Raw genomic sequence first — 16282 nt, 5'->3', positions numbered from 1 at the left:
CAAGTTGTCTAACTTGATGAATGAAGTTGTCTAACTTGATGCGTCAAGTTAGACAACCTTTTTTCGACCACATGCCACACATCTGTATGAGAGTATGGAACACTGTCCCGATCGTAGTCCGTCAGAGTCAGATAGCACCAGAAGCACAAGGAATTACCTTGAAATCGATCACAATCCCCAACAAAGTGCAATATCCCCATATTTAGGTATATCTTAATTGCCCAAAGAGCAGTATTTTTGTACTCCTATACCTTGGGGTAAGTCGTACCCTATAAATAGGACTTAGGTGTGATGTATACCACAGAATATTTTGAAAATGAGATTATCCGAACTACATACGGGCGATAGAGCTGTCATCGTCCGACACCATGCACAGGGAGCATTCCGCAAACGCATCCTTGAGATGGGTTTCCTGATGGGCAAAGAGATACTTGTAGTCAAAAATGCCCCCATGCAAGACCCTGTCCAATACCGTATCCTCAACTACGACGTCTCTCTGCGCCGACAAGAAGCTGAGACAATAGAGGTGCGCCTGATCTCTCCGGAAGAAAAATACGAACCGGAGATAGCTCCTCTCGATGCTCTCGAGGAAGAGGTCAGACCGACAAGCATCAGACCCGTCAAGGATCCGAAGAAGATAAAGGTCGCATTTGTGGGTAATCCGAACTGCGGTAAGACCTCTCTCTTCAACGCAGCAAGTGGTGCTAACGAGCACGTAGGGAATTACAGCGGGGTCACTGTAGAGGCCAAGACTGCTGTATACAAGCAGGATGGCTATACTTTTGAACTCACAGACCTACCGGGGACATACTCCCTATCCTCATACAGCCTTGAGGAGAAATATATTTCCGACTTCTTGACCGGTGATGAGCAACCTGATGTCATCATCAATGTCGTAGACACATCCAACCTGGAGCGCAACCTCTACATGACGACCCAACTCATAGAGACAGGTCTGCCGATGGTTGTGGCTCTGAATATGTTTGATGAGTTTGAACAGAGCGGCAGCAAACTTGACCTGCCCATGCTCTCAAAGCTCCTCGGTACACCTCTCTGCCCGACGGTAGGACGCACAGGTAGAGGACTCAAAGACGTATTCACGGAAGTCATCGCACTCTACGAAAAGAGATCTGAGACTCGTCGTATCGTCGAAGTAAGATACAAAGATGAGGTAGAAGATGCCATACGAGAGCTCAAGAGTGAGATAGATGCCCATGCCTCTGACATGGATAACTCACTCAGGAGAGTGCGCAGTCGATACATAGCCATCAAGATACTGGAAGACGACGAAGCGCTATCGAAGCAAATGGAAAAAGGCGCAAAAAAGGGTGGATATCTCCTCACTCGTGCAAGATACTTGCGCCAGAACTACGAAGACAAGTATGAGAAGGACACGCAGACATCCATCACAGACACCCGATACGGTTTTGTCTCCGGAGCTCTGTGTGAGACATTCAAGGCCGACTTTTCCAACATCGTTGACAAAAATCGCAAGATAGACCATATCCTCACACACAAGATATGGGGCTTCCCGATATTCATTGCCTTGATGTACATCATGTTTGAGGCGACATTTACCCTCGGAGCCTACCCCATGGCGTGGATCGAAGCAGGGATCGAGTGGCTGGGTAGTCTCGTAGGCACATGGATGCCTGACGGTATGCTCAAAGACCTCTTGATCGACGGTGTCATCGGAGGTGTGGGTGGCGTCATCGTCTTCCTCCCCAACATTGTCATCCTCTACCTCTTCATGTCGATCATGGAGGACACGGGATATATGGCACGTGCGGCATTCATCATGGACAGACTGATGCACCTCATAGGGTTGCATGGTAAGTCCTTCATCCCTCTCGTCATGGGATTCGGGTGCAATGTCCCTGCCGTCATGGCGACTCGTACCATAGAGAGTCGCAACAACCGTATGGTGACGATGCTCATCCTTCCATTTATGAGTTGTAGTGCCCGCCTGCCGGTGTACTTACTCCTTGCCGGAGCCTTTTTCCCACAATCCGCAGGGTCGGTACTGTTTGGGATGTATTTCCTCGGCATCATTGTGGCGATATTGAGCGCATTGATGTTCAAGAAGTTCTTCTTTGCTCAAGAAGACACCCCATTCGTCATGGAGCTCCCCCCCTATCGTATTCCTACCACGATGAGTGTACTACTCCATATGTGGACTCGTGCCAAACAGTATCTCAACAAGATGGGTACAGTCATCCTCCTTGCATCGATAGCAGTGTGGGCACTTGGCTACTTCCCTCAATATGAAGGTGCGTCAGAGACACAGCAAATGGAGACATACGCACAGGATCATGTGGCTTCGGAAGTCGAGTACTTCGGTGGATTGACCGAAGAGCAACGTGAGAGCATGATACAGCAAGAGCACTCGTACATCGGAAAGATAGGACATGCCATCGAGCCTGTATTTGCGCCTATGGGATTTGACTGGAGGATGAGTGTGGCACTCCTTACCGGCGCGGCAGCCAAGGAAATCGTGGTGAGCACCATGGGTGTCCTTTATGTCGGAGATGACAGTAATGAGGTACTACTGACTGAGAAGCTCCGGACAGCAAAGCGGCGCGACGGATCACCGGCTTATGACCCGATCATCGCACTTGCCTTCATGATATTTGTGTTGATCTACTTCCCTTGTATCGCGACTATCGTTGCAATAGGCAAAGAGTCGGGATCAGCCAAATGGGCATTTTTCTCCATGTTTTACTCACTCGCCGTCGGATGGATACTCGCGTATGCTTGCGTGCTGATCGGCAGAGCATTTTTTTGATATGATACAGGAGATCATCGTATATATCATCATCGGAGTCGTCTTTCTCATCTTGGTCAGAGGCGCTTTCAAGATGTTTATGAAGAAAGGAGACAGCTCCGGATGTGCAGGGTGTAGCGGTTGCGACATAAAGCCCACATCAAAAGAGGACAAAGACAACAAACCCAACTCTTGTTGCCACTGATACGAGAGGTAAAGTTGCAAGATTTTTTGACATTTCTGAGGGCTGTGAGTTGAGGGCTGTTTCCCAAACTTTTCTTATTTTTGTGAAAATGAAGGTTGAGTGTCAGCCCCCTTCTACCTTATTTGATGATGAACAAAGCAAAGGAGAACACAGCGCCTTCGGGCTCGAAATATGAATTGTTGCGCCAAATCGTAAGCTATGGCATAGTCGGCCTCTCCAACACAGCGATAACAGCTATCGTGATATGGATATGCCTCAAGAGTATGGGGATGTCCCCCGAATTGTCCAATGTCCTTGGCTACGCCGCCGGGGTCATCAACAGTTTCATATGGAATAGCAAATACACGTTCAAGACGGCTCTCGGACTAAGAAAGTTCGCCATATTTTTGGTCGTCTTCATGATATGCTATGCCCTACAGTTCGGAGCACTTCTTTGGCTGAAAGACAATACAACCATCGACAGCTATGCTCAACAGCTTATAGCTATGGTGGTGTTTAACCTCGCCAACTTCGTCATGAATAAGTTTGTGACGTTCAAGAAAAAATAAGGAAGGCTACGCGTAAATTTTGCTCGGAAAGATGTCAGAGACCCTCACAGTCATAGTGCCTTGCTACAACGAAGAAGATGTGCTGGAGATCACTTGTCAGAGACTGTCAGAGCTCATGGCACAGATGCCGGACTTTGAGGTGTCCATACTCTTTGTCAATGATGGCAGCAAAGATGCCACCGCAAGCATATTGAATCGTATTGCACGTCAGGATGATCGGATGCAAGTGATACACTTCTCTCGCAACTTCGGTCATCAGTCAGCCTTGACTGCGGGGATGAACTATGTGGATAGCGACTATATAGCAGTGATAGACGCCGATCTGCAAGATCCACCGGAAATCATCCCGGACATGCTGAAACATCTCAAAGACATACAAGCCAACGTAGTCTATGGAGTACGGAGAGTCAGAGCCGATGAGACTTGGTTCAAAAAAGCAACGGCAAAGATATTTTACCGTCTGCTGAACTACCTCAGCGAGTCGCCTTTTCCTGTGGATACGGGAGACTTCAGGGTGATGGATCGCAAAGTCATAGGGGTATTCAAGGCGCTACCCGAACACAACAAATACATAAGGGGGCTCATCAGTTGGATGGGGTTTGAACAAGTACCCTACTACTACGACAGACATGAGCGAGCTGCAGGAAAGTCCAAGTACGGACTCCGAAAGATGCTCAAGTTGGCATTTGATGCAATTCTCTACTTCTCGCACAAACCTCTGAAGGTGGCGAGTGGATTGGGCTTTGCATCAGTATTCATAGGATTGCTTTTAGGCCTTTGGATCTTCTTCGGGAAGTTCCTTGGCTTTACGCATCCGGAAACAGGTTGGACCTCGATAGTGACCATAGTAATATTTTTCGGTGGGGTACAACTCATAACCATAGGGCTCATGAGCAGATATATAGGTGTGATATTCGATGAGGTCAAAAGAAGACCCGAATATATCGTCGCACAGACAATAAACCTCAAGAAGCCCAACGATACTAAACAAGAGAATGATCATAAATAAAGAAGATATTCTGAACGAACTGACACGGAGACTTGGTAAGGATCTGATAGACCTCCTTGCCGATGCTGCGGAAATGCTCGATCAGGAGATCTATGTCATAGGCGGATTTGTGAGGGATATAATCATGGAGCGTCCGTCTGATGACCTGGATATCGTAACCAATAAAAGCGGTATAGCCCTTGCTACGGAAGTTACCAAGCGTCTGGGAAAGCGAGAGGCTCATCTATCTGTATTCAAGAGCTTTGGCACGGCTCAGGTCAAGTTTAGAGGACTTGAGTTGGAGTTTGTCGGAGCCCGTAAAGAAAGTTATAGGGCTGACAGCCGTAAACCAATAGTCGAAGATGGCACTTTTGAGGATGATCAAAAACGCAGAGACTTCACAATCAATGCTCTATCAATATCCCTAAACAGAGCTGACTTGGGAACTCTCATCGATCCATTCGACGGAGTACAAGACATAGAACAGCGTATCATCAGGACTCCTCTTGATCCGGACACAACCTTTTCGGATGATCCTCTACGAATGATGAGAGCAGTAAGATTTGCCTCTCAACTTGACTTTACCGTACCCCAATACATCAAAGACTCTATCCTGCGCAATGCCTCTCGCATCTCGATCGTAAGCCGTGAGCGTATCATGGTGGAGTTCGTAAAGATCATGATGTCCCCTCGCCCATCCATCGGACTGCTTCTCATGGATGAATGTGGGCTCATGCAGGAAATATGCCCGGAAGTGACAGCATTGAAAGGAGCAGAGACACGAGAGGGTATTGGGCACAAGGATAATTTTCATCACACCCTCATCGTAGTGGATCAACTTTCGGAGAAAACCGACAACCTATATCTCCGCTTTGCAGCTCTTTTCCATGACATAGCAAAGCCTGCGACAAAACGATATGAGAAGGGCATCGGTTGGACTTTCTACAACCACAACTATGTCGGTAGTAAGATGTTGCCAAAGATATTTAAGCGACTCAAGCTCCCTCTTGATGAGCGTATGAAGTATGTACAGAAACTCGTCAATCTGCACATGAGACCGGCTCAGTTGTCAGAAGAAGGGGTCACCGACTCTGCTGTGAGACGTCTGCTCTTTGAGGCCGGAGAGGACATTGATGACTTGATGCTCCTCTGTGAAGCCGACATGACAAGTAAAAACCCCATCAAAATAGCCAAATGCCTCGCCAACTTCAAGATCGTACGCAACAAGCTGGTCGAGATAGAGGAAAAAGACAGAATACGTAACTTCCAACCTCCGGTATCAGGCGAAGAGATCATGAAGATATACAACCTGTCTCCTTGCAGACAGGTAGGCGACATCAAGGAAGCAATCAAAAATGCAATCCTCGATGGGGTCATCCCCAATGAGCACGAAGCAGCTCTGGAGTTTATGTACAGATACGTGAAAGAGCACCGGATTTTATCTTGAAATAAATTCTTATCTTTGCTCCCTGAGAGGGTTTATGGCTCGGTAGCTTAGCTGAATAGAGCATCGGATTCCGGTTCCGAAGGTCCTGGGTTTGAATCCCAGCCGAGTCACTTGTGAACAAATTATAGTAGTTGAGAAAGTATGATTTAAGCTGTTTTTGCTTTCAATTCTCAATTATAATTAGTTTATTTGTACTTCTGTTAAGAGTCTCGTAAAGACACTCTTGTTTGCGAAGGAAATGAACAACTAAGTAATATATTAAGATATAGAATCCTTATGAAACACATTGGTATCATTACGCTTTTGATCGGAGCTGCTATTTTGATATACAGAGGTATTATCGGTACAACACAAAGCAACCTGATGGTAGGTGTCGGACTGCTTTTAGTAGTTTTGGGCTTTGTGGCTCACATCCTTCTCAACAAAAGAGGCAAAGACGCTTGATACATCACTCCGATGATGCTGGAGAGTGCTTGTCATGGCTTCATCGCAGCAATCGGAAAAATGCATCGGCATGCAACATAATCTCCACGCGTAAACCATACTCTCTACCACCTTTCCCTATTCTGAAAGGGAGAGGCAAATCCAAGGAATAAAGAGGCGTGTGAAGTTTTAGCCATTAATCCACGATTATCAATTGTTTTTTGGATATCGTGGATTAATGGTCTTTTTTAACACGAATGATCTCTCAACTTTCGACACTGAATTCCCGCCCGAGTTTAGAGTCAGAAGAAGCCTTATTCTACGCGAAAAACACCCTGAATATCATCTGAAGACCTCATTCATACGCTTTATCCAAAAAATAGCGAAAAATTTGTATCCCCACATGTAGGAGGATCTGTTTTACGCATCAAGATTTATGAGTAAACGAAAGAGAAAAAATAATTTTGAGGGTTATGCAGAACCTCAGCTTCTAATTTCTTTTAAAGACATATATCCAGATCTTACTCCACCGGATATTTGTGCAACGCTTTCTCAGTTCTCAAGAGCTAAGACATTCAGGTGGATCAAGACCTTAATCTGTGATGATGGATTTGAGAGACTGATGAGACCAAAATATTTGGGACTCTGCAGTTCTTTTATTGATGATTTTGGTAGAAGATGTCAGAGATTTGCTCAAGAGAAGGGGTATTTGCTTCACAAACATAACTTTGTGTCCATCTTGACAGAGCTTGAGTTGCTTAAATATATTTTTTCAACTACAAATCCTAAGTGGAGATTATTTGAATTGATAAATAGCGAAAATCTCATCAAGATAATGCTCTTGATGAATGAAGAGATCACCCAACGGAATGGTGGAGCTACAGAAATTAAAAAGCGTCCGGACTTAGAGAAAAGACTCTTTGCAATGCTGTTATCTCAAGACGATATAGTGAACTTTGATCCCAGTGAGAGTTTCAGAGACGTACTTATTCATTTCGTGTATTTCAAGGAATATGTTGAAAAAGATGAAGAGTTCAAATCTATTTGTGATGATTTTTTAAAGAAGTTGAATATTGATTCTTTGGACACATATTTTTGGCAGATAGTATTACTACGAGAAGCAATAATGAAAGGAAAGCGGTATTTGGCCTATGATGAGGTGCCAGCTCGTGTATCCCAGCCTGTCCTTGATTATATTTCTATACCTTATGACCAAAATGTACCACTGGATGCAAATTTCGACTATAAGGCTTTTCGTGATAAGCCTCTTATAAAGATGCCGGATGGTGGATATCTGTTGACACATGACCGTTTTTTGTTGGAACGGATATTTTACTGTTTCCAGTTTGATTTTCCTAAAATCAAGAGAGAGAGAGGAGAAAAATGGGATAACAAGCTCTACACTCTTGAGTATATGGAAAAGTATTTTCTCTACGAGCTTTTGGGTAAAATAAATAGCACTAATATGTATTTTGCTAAGAGTGGAGTTGAGTGTGGGAAGAATGGACATAATGACGGCGAACCTGACTATTACCTTAAATCAAGACGAACAGGGAATATTATTTTATTTGAGAATAAAAGTGTTCTAATAAAATCGAAAATTAAACAAGAGGGCAATTATGATAAAATAACAGAAGAATGGGAGAAAAAAGCCTTGAGTAAACCAAGAGATGGAAAGGATGGATATAAAGCGGTCGGTGTAGGACAATTGATTCGAAATATCCAGAGAGTTATAGATAACGATGCTTTTTGGGATAACGATATTAGTGCTTCTGCCAAGATATATCCTGTTCTTGTGTTGAGCGATATCAGACAGGTGTCCGCAGGACATACTAATATGTTTCAAGAGATGTTCGCCAAAGAATGTAAAGAACACCAAATCCCTTTAAGGCAAGTCGGGCATTTGATCTTAATGTCAATAACGACGCTAAAGCTGTATGAAAATGAATTTCGGACTCGTGGTTTGGAGCACTACTTTGAATGTTATTATAAAAAACTGAGGCGCACTCAAAGCATATCAGGAGACTTGCTGCAGTACTATCAAGCCTCGGTTTCTTTTCCCGAGTTTATGGGGAACCTTTTTCCTAAGAACAGAGAAATCGTACATCAAGATTTGATAAGCAGACTTCAGATAAAGTTGTAAAAAGCAAAAAGGCACCTGACCGAGTGGTCGGGTGCCTTTTTATGATTGGCATCAAAAGACGGAGGGGTCAGAGGTTAAGGCATTTGGCTTCGTTCCAATAGTGATCCATCTCTTCGAGTGTCAGACTCTTGAGGTCTCGACCTAAAGCCTTGGCTTGCTCTTCGATATAAGAGAAGCGACGGATGAATTTGGCGTTTGTGCGCTCAAGGGCTGTGTCGGCTTCGAGTCCGTAGAGGCGCCCCATATTGATGAGGCTGAAGAGGAAATCTCCAAGTTCGGCCTCCTTTCGTTCTATGGAACTATCCTCTGTGACTTCGGCACGGAGCTCTGAGAGCTCTTCTTCGACCTTTGCCCAGACGTCCTCTTTCTGCTCCCAATCGAAGCCTACATTGGTGGCTTTCTCTTGGATACGGTACGCCTTGATCATAGGAGGGAGTCCTCGTGGGACACCGCCCATGACGGTCTTATTGCCGTCCTTTTCCTTGAGTTTGATTTGTTCCCAATTACGCTCTACTTCTTCGGATGAGGACACCGAGGTGTCGCCAAAGACATGGGGATGACGGAAGATGAGTTTGTCCGTGATGGCATCACAAACGTCTTTGAGATCAAAGTCTCCTTTCTCTTCCCCGATCTTGGAGTAAAACGCAACGTGAAGCAACACATCACCGAGCTCCTTCATGATGCCCTTGCTGTCGCCATCGAGGATGGCTTGGCTGAGCTCATGGATCTCTTCGATGGAGTTGGGGCGCAGGCTTTCGTTGGTCTGCTTGGCATCCCAAGGACACTTGACCCTCAACTCATCGAGGACATCCAGAAGTCGCCCGAAGGCTTGTAGTTTCTCGTCTTTTGTATGCATTATTTGCTATGTGTCGGATTACTTGCGGTCACCGAATTGCTTGAGACCTGCATCCATCCACTTGATGTATTCGGAGACATCTTCGTTGAAGCCGTATGATGGGCCGAGAGGTCTACCGGTAGCATCGAGCATCACATAGAATGGCTGCGCGTTAGCTCCGAACTTATGGCGTTGGAAGTAGCTCCACTTTTCACCGATAGTCTTAAGTGTGCGCTCCTTGCCATTTTCGTTGACAGTGATTGGCTGAGCGAGTTTTGTCTTATCATCCACCATGAGGGTGACAAGGACGAAGTCTTTTTCGAGCTTACCCTTCACTGTTGGGCTTGTCCATACAGAAGCCTCCATCTTACGGCAGTTGACACAACCGAAACCGGAGAAGTCGATCATCACAGGCTTGTTGTGATCCTTAGCATACTTCATTGCGCTTTCGTAGTCGTCAAACTTTGCGTGAACTTCTGCATCATAAAGGTTGAAGTCCTGAGTGTACAAAGGAGGAGAGAACGCGCTGATTGCCTTTAGAGGAGCCCCCCAAAGACCTGGGACCATATACATCGCGAAGGCGAATGAAACCAATGCCATAAACACACGTGGCACAGATACGTATGGAAGGTCTGAGTCGTGGCTGAACTTGAGTTTACCCAAGAGGTACATACCGAGGAGAGCAAAGATAACGATCCAAAGTGCCACGAAGACTTCGCGGTCGAGGATACGCCAGCCGTATGCGAGGTCGGCAACAGAGAGGAACTTCAACGCAAGTGCAAGCTCGAGGAAACCGAGGACAACCTTAACGCTGTTGAGCCATCCTCCGCTCTTAGGCATGCTCTGAAGGAAGTTAGGGAAGATTGCGAAGAATGCGAATGGAATCGCAAGGGCAAACGCAAAACCGAACATACCGACAGCAGGACCGACCATGTTACCCATGGTAGCAGCCTCCACGAGGAGCGTACCGATGATAGGACCTGTACATGAGAATGATACAAGTACGAGGGTAAACGACATGAAGAAGATACTGAGGAGACCGGTGGTAGAGTCCGCCTTTTCATCAAGCTTGTTAGTCCATGATTGTGGCAATACGAGTTCGAACGCTCCGAAGAATGATATCGCAAAGACAACCAAAAGGAGGAAGAACAAGATATTGAAGATAGCGTTTGTCGACAAGTCATTCAAAACACTTGCACCGAAGATCCCGGTGATGATAAGACCCATCGCAAGGTAGATCACGATGATAGACAATCCGTAGATGATGGCATCACGGATGGCTTTTGAACGGCTCTTGGTACGCTTCAAGAAGAAGCTCACTGTCATAGGGATCATCGGCCACACGCAAGGTGTAAGGAGCGCAACAAGGCCTCCGAGGAAACCGAAGATAAAGATCATGAGAAGTGAGTTGTCTGTAGCCGAAAGAGTTTCGTCACCGAATGCTTTCAACTCATCGATCACCGGAGTCCAAAGCCAGTCAGCACCGCTCTCTGTAGCCTCAGCAGCCTCTGTTGCTTCCGAAGCGGCCTCCTCTCCTTCTGCTGCGACGGCTGCTGTTTCAGTCTCAGCAGCTGTTGTTTCAGCAGGGGTATTTTCGGCGGGAGTAGCTGCAGCAGGAGCTATGGTAAGAGGCGTTGTGAGATTGCTTGCTGTGAATGAGAAAGCAAATCTATCGGGAGGCAAGCAAGTCTGATCGTTACAAATCATGAAGAGCACATCCCCTGCGATCTTAAAGTTCTTAGGATCCGTGACCTTTACTTTTTGAATGAAGTTCACTTCCTTCCCAAACCAACGAAGAGTCATACCGAAGTTTTCGTCATAGACTTCGTCAGGTTTGCGATCTGCCGTTGTCTTTCCTACGACTTCAAAGCCCTTGCCACCGTCAAACTCGATCTCTGTAGATGTAGGACCATCTTTTGGGAGATTGACGTCATAGACGTGCCATCCGGCTTGTAGTTTTGCGTTGAAAGTGAGAGTGACCTCGCCCTTCTCATTGTTGCTCATTTTTGCAGTCCACTTGATAGCATCCGTGACCATCTGAGCATTTGCTTCAGAGAGGCCGAAGATCATCAAGATGGGTAAAAAGAACAATAGTAAATTCTTTTTCATACTCAAAATACTTATTTGTTTGATTAAAATTATTGTCAGTTCTCAGTATGATATCATCTCTTTCTCAGAGAGTCTGTTACACCCTTATCATTTTTGAGATACGAGAAAAAGTGTGTGGGGAATGTACGATCAAATGTCATCTGTTTGCGACCACCGGGGAGAGACAACTTGAGACAAGTTTGCTCAAGAGCAATCCTGCCCTTCAAGACAAACTCGGATCGATAGCGACCATCTCCCAGGATGACCAAGCCGTTGTCACCAAGAAGTTTCCGCAGCGAGAATATGCGTTCTCCTCCGACAGTCACCTCCACGACATGGAGTTGTCCGTTCTCACTACTTTTGAGTACAGTCAGCTGCCCCTCCATCACTTTACGAAGACGAGCCTGCATGGCAGCACTTCCTTCCTTGGTTTTGGGAGTAGTTGACTGAGCTTTGAGAGTCATCTGCTTGGACGCAACCTCTCCTGCAACCACCGCGACAAACTTCTGTTCGACCACAAGGTGCCCCCAGTCTTTGACAAGAGCCTCTTTGGCAGGCACAGACTTCGCAAAGATGACAAAGCCCGCAGTCTCTTTATCAAGCCTATTGACCATAAAGAGTTTAGCCTCCGGGTTAGCCTCCTTGTAGTGCTTACTGAGGAGCCATATCACTGTTGCCTCCCGATCCTTATGAGCCGTATTCACAGTAGCGACACCGGCCTCTTTGCGTACCAGTATATAATCATCATTTTCCCATACCTTGACCACAAGATTATGAGAAAACTCTTTGGGAGGAGCTCCCAGATGCACCGTGACGACATCTCCCTCATTGAGCACATGCACGGGCGAGGCGACGGCCTTACCATTCACTGATACTCTACGAGAGGAGAGCAGTTTCTTTACTGCTGTACGAGCACGTCCGGACTTGGCTTGTATCTCATCGATCAAGACCACACCATCGCTCTTTGCCACATAAGTCTCTCTTATAGGCGAAGAGTTTTCGTGTCGGAAAGTCGGCCTTTTAGTCTGTGAAAAAGTCATTTTACACTTCAGGTATATAATATTGCGCAAAGGTACAAAAAATGGCTTCGCGACTCTCTACTTTTACAGCACAACTACCCCCTATCCACATTATTATAGTTCATTAACGGCTTTACGGATGTTATCCAAGGCATGTTGAAGCACCGAACGTGGCACTCCGACGTTGAGACGCATGAAGCCTTCTCCTCCGGTACCAAACATCGTACCCGGATTGAGGAGCAGATGAGCCTTATTGATGAAGAAGTCTGAAAGAGCCTTATCATCCATACCCAACTTACGGCAATCCAAGAAGATGAGGAAGGATGCTTCCGGCTCTATCATACCGAATTGAGGCAAGTGCTCACGGAGATATTCTCTCACAAACGCGATATTATCCTCGATGTACTCCATCACGCCGTCAAGCCACTCTTCACCATGGTTGTAAGCAGCAGCCACAGCACCGTAAGTTGTGGAGTTGGCATGGTTGAGGCAGTTGTACTCGAGATACTCATATATTGTGTGACGAAGCTCCTCATCTGCGATGTATATCTGCGAAGCTATGATCCCCGGCATGTTGAATGCCTTAGAGGGAGCCATGAGAGAGATTGCCCGGTTACGAGCCTCAGGAGATACGGTAGGGAATGGGATATGCTTAAATCTCTTGAACGTAAGATCGGCGTGTATCTCGTCACTTATGATGTAGACACCATACTTATCTGCGAGCTTTGCCACAGCTTGGAGTTCTTCCTTGGTCCAGACACGGCCACCGGGGTTGTGTGGGTGACACCATATCAAGATCTTAGCCTCTTTGAGTGCATTCTCCAATGCCACAAAGTCGATCTCAAACCTGTTATCTTTCAAGAGCAAAGGAGCTTCGACCATACGGCGACGGCTTCCTCTGATGACCTGACCGAACGGATGATAGACAGGAGGGCAGAGCACTACGCCATCACCTTCCTTGGTGAGGCACTGGAGTATCTTGAAGATCCCTGAGACAATACCCGGAGTGAAGCACAGTTCTTCCTTTTTTGGCTCAAAACCATACTTCTTCACAAACCACTGTTGCAAAGCCTGATAATATTCTGCTGTTGGGATACTGTAACCAAGCACAGGGTGTTCGAGTCTCTTTTTTACGGCATCTATCACAAAAGATGGAGTCTCAAAGTCCATATCTGCAATCCACATAGGCAAGATATCCGAACGATCCCCTATAAAGTCTGCTATACCATCGTATTTTGTACATCCTGTACCTCTACGATCTATCACCTGATCCAAATCTTCTCTTTTCATAACTCTATATCTTAAAAATACTTCTTTATATCACTTTTTTTTTGCAATCAGTAACTATCCTTGATGACACAGTCAAAAATCTGTGCCAAGATAGCTAAAATTGAGTTTTCCAGCAAGTTCACACCCCATTCTCAGAAGACTGATGATGCCAATATGAGCATCCAAAATCAACACTCTGAGGCAGAATAAATAAAAAAAATCGTAAATTTGCGCGCTGAAATGATGCGACTTACAAACTCATAATCAGTCAAAAACAAGGTAGCTCAATCTTTCACTACCTCTCTTTGGATAGATAACACGCGAGAGACACTTAAAGATTATTAAGAAACAGAGATATATTCACAATATATTATGAATAAACTTCCATACAAAACCAAAAGCAGAGAGATCACACTAGTCTACCACCTCGCTCTCGCCCTCGTCATCATGGTCTTGTGCAGGGTGATTTATTACATCTACAACTACAATTACTTTGCTCACATTCCGGCAGAGGACTTCACCGACATCCTTCTCGGCGGACTTCTCTTTGATGGAGCTTCGATAGCATATACCAACTCCGTCTACTTCCTACTTCTGTTGCTCGGAGCTTTCCTCCCCGCAAAGACAGAAAACAGCAGAGGCTTCAGACTCCTCAAGGATCTGACTTATCTCCTACCCAATATTGTCAACATCTTCTTCAACATATCCGACACCGGCTACTATGCGTTCGGACTCAAACGCACATCGATGAGTATCTTTTCGGAGTTTCAAAACGAAAGCGCACTCAACCTGTACGGTAAGTATATCATCACATTTTGGCCTCTTACAGTGGCATTTATCCTACTCATGGCAGTCCTCTTTTTCGGCTATCGGGCAGTGAGATTTTGTCGCCAACCACATGGAGGACGCGCTGCCCATATCACACGATATGTCATTACGGCTGTCGAAGTGGCTGCTCTGTCGCTCATAGCCATGCTCACAATACGTGGCGAGATCGGGTTTGAAAATCGCCCCATGACGACCATCCATGCCAACACCTTCGTGAAGAATGCCCAAGACAGAGACCTCGTACTCAACACGACCTTCACGATGATACGCACATCGCGCAAAAACACGCTCAAAGAGTTGCGGTTCATCGATCCCCAAGAGCTCTCCAAACACTACTCCCCTATCTACCGGGCACAACCGTTGCATGAGGAGGACAGTCTCTTCGGAGCCTTCAAGGGTAAAAATATAGTATTTCTCATACTCGAAAGTTTCGCTAAGGAGTACACAGGATTCCTCAACCGGGAGATCCCCGACTACCCATCGTACACTCCGTTTCTTGACCAACTGATGGACGAAAGTATGGTTTTCAAGTATGCTTTTGCCAACGGCAGAGTCTCCATCGAAGCCATGCCATCAGCCATGACCTCTCTCCCTGCACTTGGGATCAACTTCGTACTGTCTCACTATGCCGGCAACGAGCTCATGAGTATCCCTGAGCAACTTTCTCAACAAGGATACAGTACCATCTTCTATCACGGAGCAGAAACGGGCTCGATGGGCTTCGATGCCTTTACCGGACAAATCGGTATCAAGGACTACTTCGGCAGAGAAGACTACGGTAACGAAGCAGACTATGACGGCACCTGGGGGATATTTGACGACAAATTCTTGAAGCGTGTGGCATCTGAGATCGGCACTCGTCCGGCACCGTTCCTTGCGACGATATTCACACTCAGCTCGCATGCACCATACACTGTCCCCCAAGAGTACGATCACCTCTTTGAGGAAGGGACACAGGACATCCACAGAGCGGTCAGATACTCAGACATGTCCCTCAAGATGTTTTTTGAGGCTGTGCGCAAAGAGCCATGGTACGATGACACACTCTTCATCCTCATGGCCGATCATGCGAGCCAAAGCGACCGACCCGAGTATCAAAATATAGGGGGGCACTTTGCCATCCCCATCATATTCTACGATCCATCGGGCAAACTGCGAGGTATCCAAGATCAATATGTCGTCCAGCAGGCAGACATACTCCCTACCCTGCTCTACCTCACAGGAGATCGCACACAGGTCATCTCTTACGGGCACAATATGCTCGATCCCGAAGCCCGACACTTCGCCGTCAACTTTGAAGGGGGCAACTATACCCTGCTACACAAAGACTTCATCATGAGCATGGATCAGGAGGGCAAGTGTCGCCTTTTGCCGTCTTCACCGATAGTTCAGCATCCTCTGCACTACACACCGACTCCGATTGACAGTATAGATGTCAATTCGTACGAGATGATGTTCAGGGCTTATGCACAGGACTACAATCATCGTGTCATCAACAACAAGCTCGATCTGCACCGATCGCGTCAGCGGATGGGTATCGCCACGGCTTTCTGAAACCTGCCCCCAAAAAAGTATAACAAGAGCCCATCTCCGAGTTCGGAGGTGGGCTTTTTATTATTCTCAGCATCCAATGTGGAGTGACTTACAGACTACTCTCAAGAGGTTTCAAAGAAAAAGATGTACAAGGTTCAAAATCGATGTGTCTAACCTCGTGAATTCAGTTGT

13 protein-coding genes and 1 tRNA gene are annotated in these 16282 nt (G+C 46.1%); 10 read left to right on the top strand and 4 right to left on the bottom strand.

Annotated features, from left to right (window positions below; translation table 11 throughout):
* The first annotated feature begins 316 nt into the window (after positions 1-316).
* The 8 genes from feoB (at position 317) to Q4A14_RS07235 (ending at position 8518) form a co-directional block, all read left to right on the top strand.
* On the top strand, positions 317-2785 hold the full coding sequence (feoB, locus tag Q4A14_RS07270) for a ferrous iron transport protein B (protein WP_303171059.1): 2469 nt from the start codon (positions 317-319) through the stop codon (positions 2783-2785).
* A 1-nt stretch (position 2786) separates the two neighbouring features.
* Positions 2787-2969 (top strand): FeoB-associated Cys-rich membrane protein, encoded by a 183-nt coding sequence (locus Q4A14_RS07265; protein WP_303171058.1) that lies wholly within the window; start codon positions 2787-2789, stop codon positions 2967-2969.
* Between the two features lie 125 nt (positions 2970-3094).
* Positions 3095-3517, top strand: coding sequence for a GtrA family protein (locus Q4A14_RS07260; RefSeq protein ID WP_303171057.1), 423 nt, complete (start codon positions 3095-3097; stop codon positions 3515-3517).
* Between the two features lie 31 nt (positions 3518-3548).
* Positions 3549-4526 (top strand): glycosyltransferase family 2 protein, encoded by a 978-nt coding sequence (locus Q4A14_RS07255; protein ID WP_303171055.1) that lies wholly within the window; start codon positions 3549-3551, stop codon positions 4524-4526.
* Positions 4513-5952: a CCA tRNA nucleotidyltransferase gene (locus tag Q4A14_RS07250; protein WP_303171053.1), complete on the top strand. Its 1440-nt coding sequence runs from the start codon at positions 4513-4515 to the stop codon at positions 5950-5952. Before Q4A14_RS07255 ends, Q4A14_RS07250 begins: the two co-directional genes overlap by 14 nt.
* 36 nt (positions 5953-5988) lie before the next feature.
* Positions 5989-6062 (top strand) — tRNA-Arg (locus tag Q4A14_RS07245).
* 166 nt (positions 6063-6228) lie between these two features.
* Positions 6229-6396 carry a hypothetical protein gene (locus Q4A14_RS07240; protein WP_303171051.1) on the top strand — a complete coding sequence of 56 codons (168 nt, stop codon included), beginning with the start codon at positions 6229-6231 and terminating at the stop codon, positions 6394-6396.
* Between the two features lie 415 nt (positions 6397-6811).
* On the top strand, positions 6812-8518 hold the full coding sequence (locus Q4A14_RS07235; RefSeq protein WP_303171049.1) for a hypothetical protein: 1707 nt from the start codon (positions 6812-6814) through the stop codon (positions 8516-8518).
* Between the two features lie 67 nt (positions 8519-8585).
* Here the strand turns inward: Q4A14_RS07235 and mazG are convergent, their stop codons facing one another.
* The 4 genes from mazG to Q4A14_RS07215 all read right to left on the bottom strand — a co-directional run bounded on the left by mazG (position 8586) and on the right by Q4A14_RS07215 (position 13750).
* A complete protein-coding gene (gene mazG / locus Q4A14_RS07230; protein WP_303171048.1) occupies positions 8586-9374 on the bottom strand; it encodes a nucleoside triphosphate pyrophosphohydrolase in 789 nt (262 codons plus the stop codon).
* 18 nt (positions 9375-9392) lie between these two features.
* A complete protein-coding gene (locus Q4A14_RS07225) occupies positions 9393-11462 on the bottom strand; it encodes a cytochrome c biogenesis protein CcdA (RefSeq protein ID WP_303171046.1) in 2070 nt (689 codons plus the stop codon).
* A gap of 53 nt (positions 11463-11515) precedes the next feature.
* A complete protein-coding gene (locus Q4A14_RS07220; RefSeq protein WP_303171044.1) occupies positions 11516-12481 on the bottom strand; it encodes a pseudouridine synthase in 966 nt (321 codons plus the stop codon).
* A 93-nt stretch (positions 12482-12574) separates the two neighbouring features.
* Positions 12575-13750, bottom strand: coding sequence for a MalY/PatB family protein (locus Q4A14_RS07215; RefSeq protein WP_303171042.1), 1176 nt, complete (start codon positions 13748-13750; stop codon positions 12575-12577).
* Between the two features lie 63 nt (positions 13751-13813).
* On the opposite strand from Q4A14_RS07215, the gene Q4A14_RS07210 reads away from it, so the two are divergent.
* Together Q4A14_RS07210 and Q4A14_RS07205 are read left to right on the top strand one after the other, a co-directional pair.
* A complete protein-coding gene (locus Q4A14_RS07210) occupies positions 13814-13939 on the top strand; it encodes a hypothetical protein (RefSeq protein ID WP_303171041.1) in 126 nt (41 codons plus the stop codon).
* Positions 13940-14101: 162 nt separating this feature from the next.
* Positions 14102-16111 (top strand): LTA synthase family protein, encoded by a 2010-nt coding sequence (locus Q4A14_RS07205; RefSeq protein WP_303171039.1) that lies wholly within the window; start codon positions 14102-14104, stop codon positions 16109-16111.
* Positions 16112-16282 lie beyond the last annotated feature (171 nt).

The organism is Porphyromonas sp., assembly GCF_030529325.1.
GTDB lineage: Bacteria > Bacteroidota > Bacteroidia > Bacteroidales > Porphyromonadaceae > Porphyromonas_A.
This window is presented reverse-complemented; position numbering and strand designations above follow the sequence as displayed.

Excerpts from the sequence above, each read along its gene's own strand:
- feoB (WP_303171059.1), top strand. The coding sequence starts at position 317 with ATGAGATTATCCGAACTACATACGGGCGATAGAGCTGTCATCGTCCGA.
- Q4A14_RS07265 (WP_303171058.1), top strand. The coding sequence starts at position 2,787 with ATGATACAGGAGATCATCGTATATATCATCATCGGAGTCGTCTTTCTC.
- Q4A14_RS07260 (WP_303171057.1), top strand. The coding sequence starts at position 3,095 with ATGATGAACAAAGCAAAGGAGAACACAGCGCCTTCGGGCTCGAAATAT.
- Q4A14_RS07255 (WP_303171055.1), top strand. The coding sequence starts at position 3,549 with ATGTCAGAGACCCTCACAGTCATAGTGCCTTGCTACAACGAAGAAGAT.
- Q4A14_RS07250 (WP_303171053.1), top strand. The coding sequence starts at position 4,513 with ATGATCATAAATAAAGAAGATATTCTGAACGAACTGACACGGAGACTT.
- Q4A14_RS07240 (WP_303171051.1), top strand. The coding sequence starts at position 6,229 with ATGAAACACATTGGTATCATTACGCTTTTGATCGGAGCTGCTATTTTG.
- Q4A14_RS07235 (WP_303171049.1), top strand. The coding sequence starts at position 6,812 with ATGAGTAAACGAAAGAGAAAAAATAATTTTGAGGGTTATGCAGAACCT.
- mazG (WP_303171048.1), bottom strand. The coding sequence starts at position 9,374 with ATGCATACAAAAGACGAGAAACTACAAGCCTTCGGGCGACTTCTGGAT.
- Q4A14_RS07225 (WP_303171046.1), bottom strand. The coding sequence starts at position 11,462 with ATGAAAAAGAATTTACTATTGTTCTTTTTACCCATCTTGATGATCTTC.
- Q4A14_RS07220 (WP_303171044.1), bottom strand. The coding sequence starts at position 12,481 with ATGACTTTTTCACAGACTAAAAGGCCGACTTTCCGACACGAAAACTCT.
- Q4A14_RS07215 (WP_303171042.1), bottom strand. The coding sequence starts at position 13,750 with ATGAAAAGAGAAGATTTGGATCAGGTGATAGATCGTAGAGGTACAGGA.
- Q4A14_RS07210 (WP_303171041.1), top strand. The coding sequence starts at position 13,814 with ATGACACAGTCAAAAATCTGTGCCAAGATAGCTAAAATTGAGTTTTCC.
- Q4A14_RS07205 (WP_303171039.1), top strand. The coding sequence starts at position 14,102 with ATGAATAAACTTCCATACAAAACCAAAAGCAGAGAGATCACACTAGTC.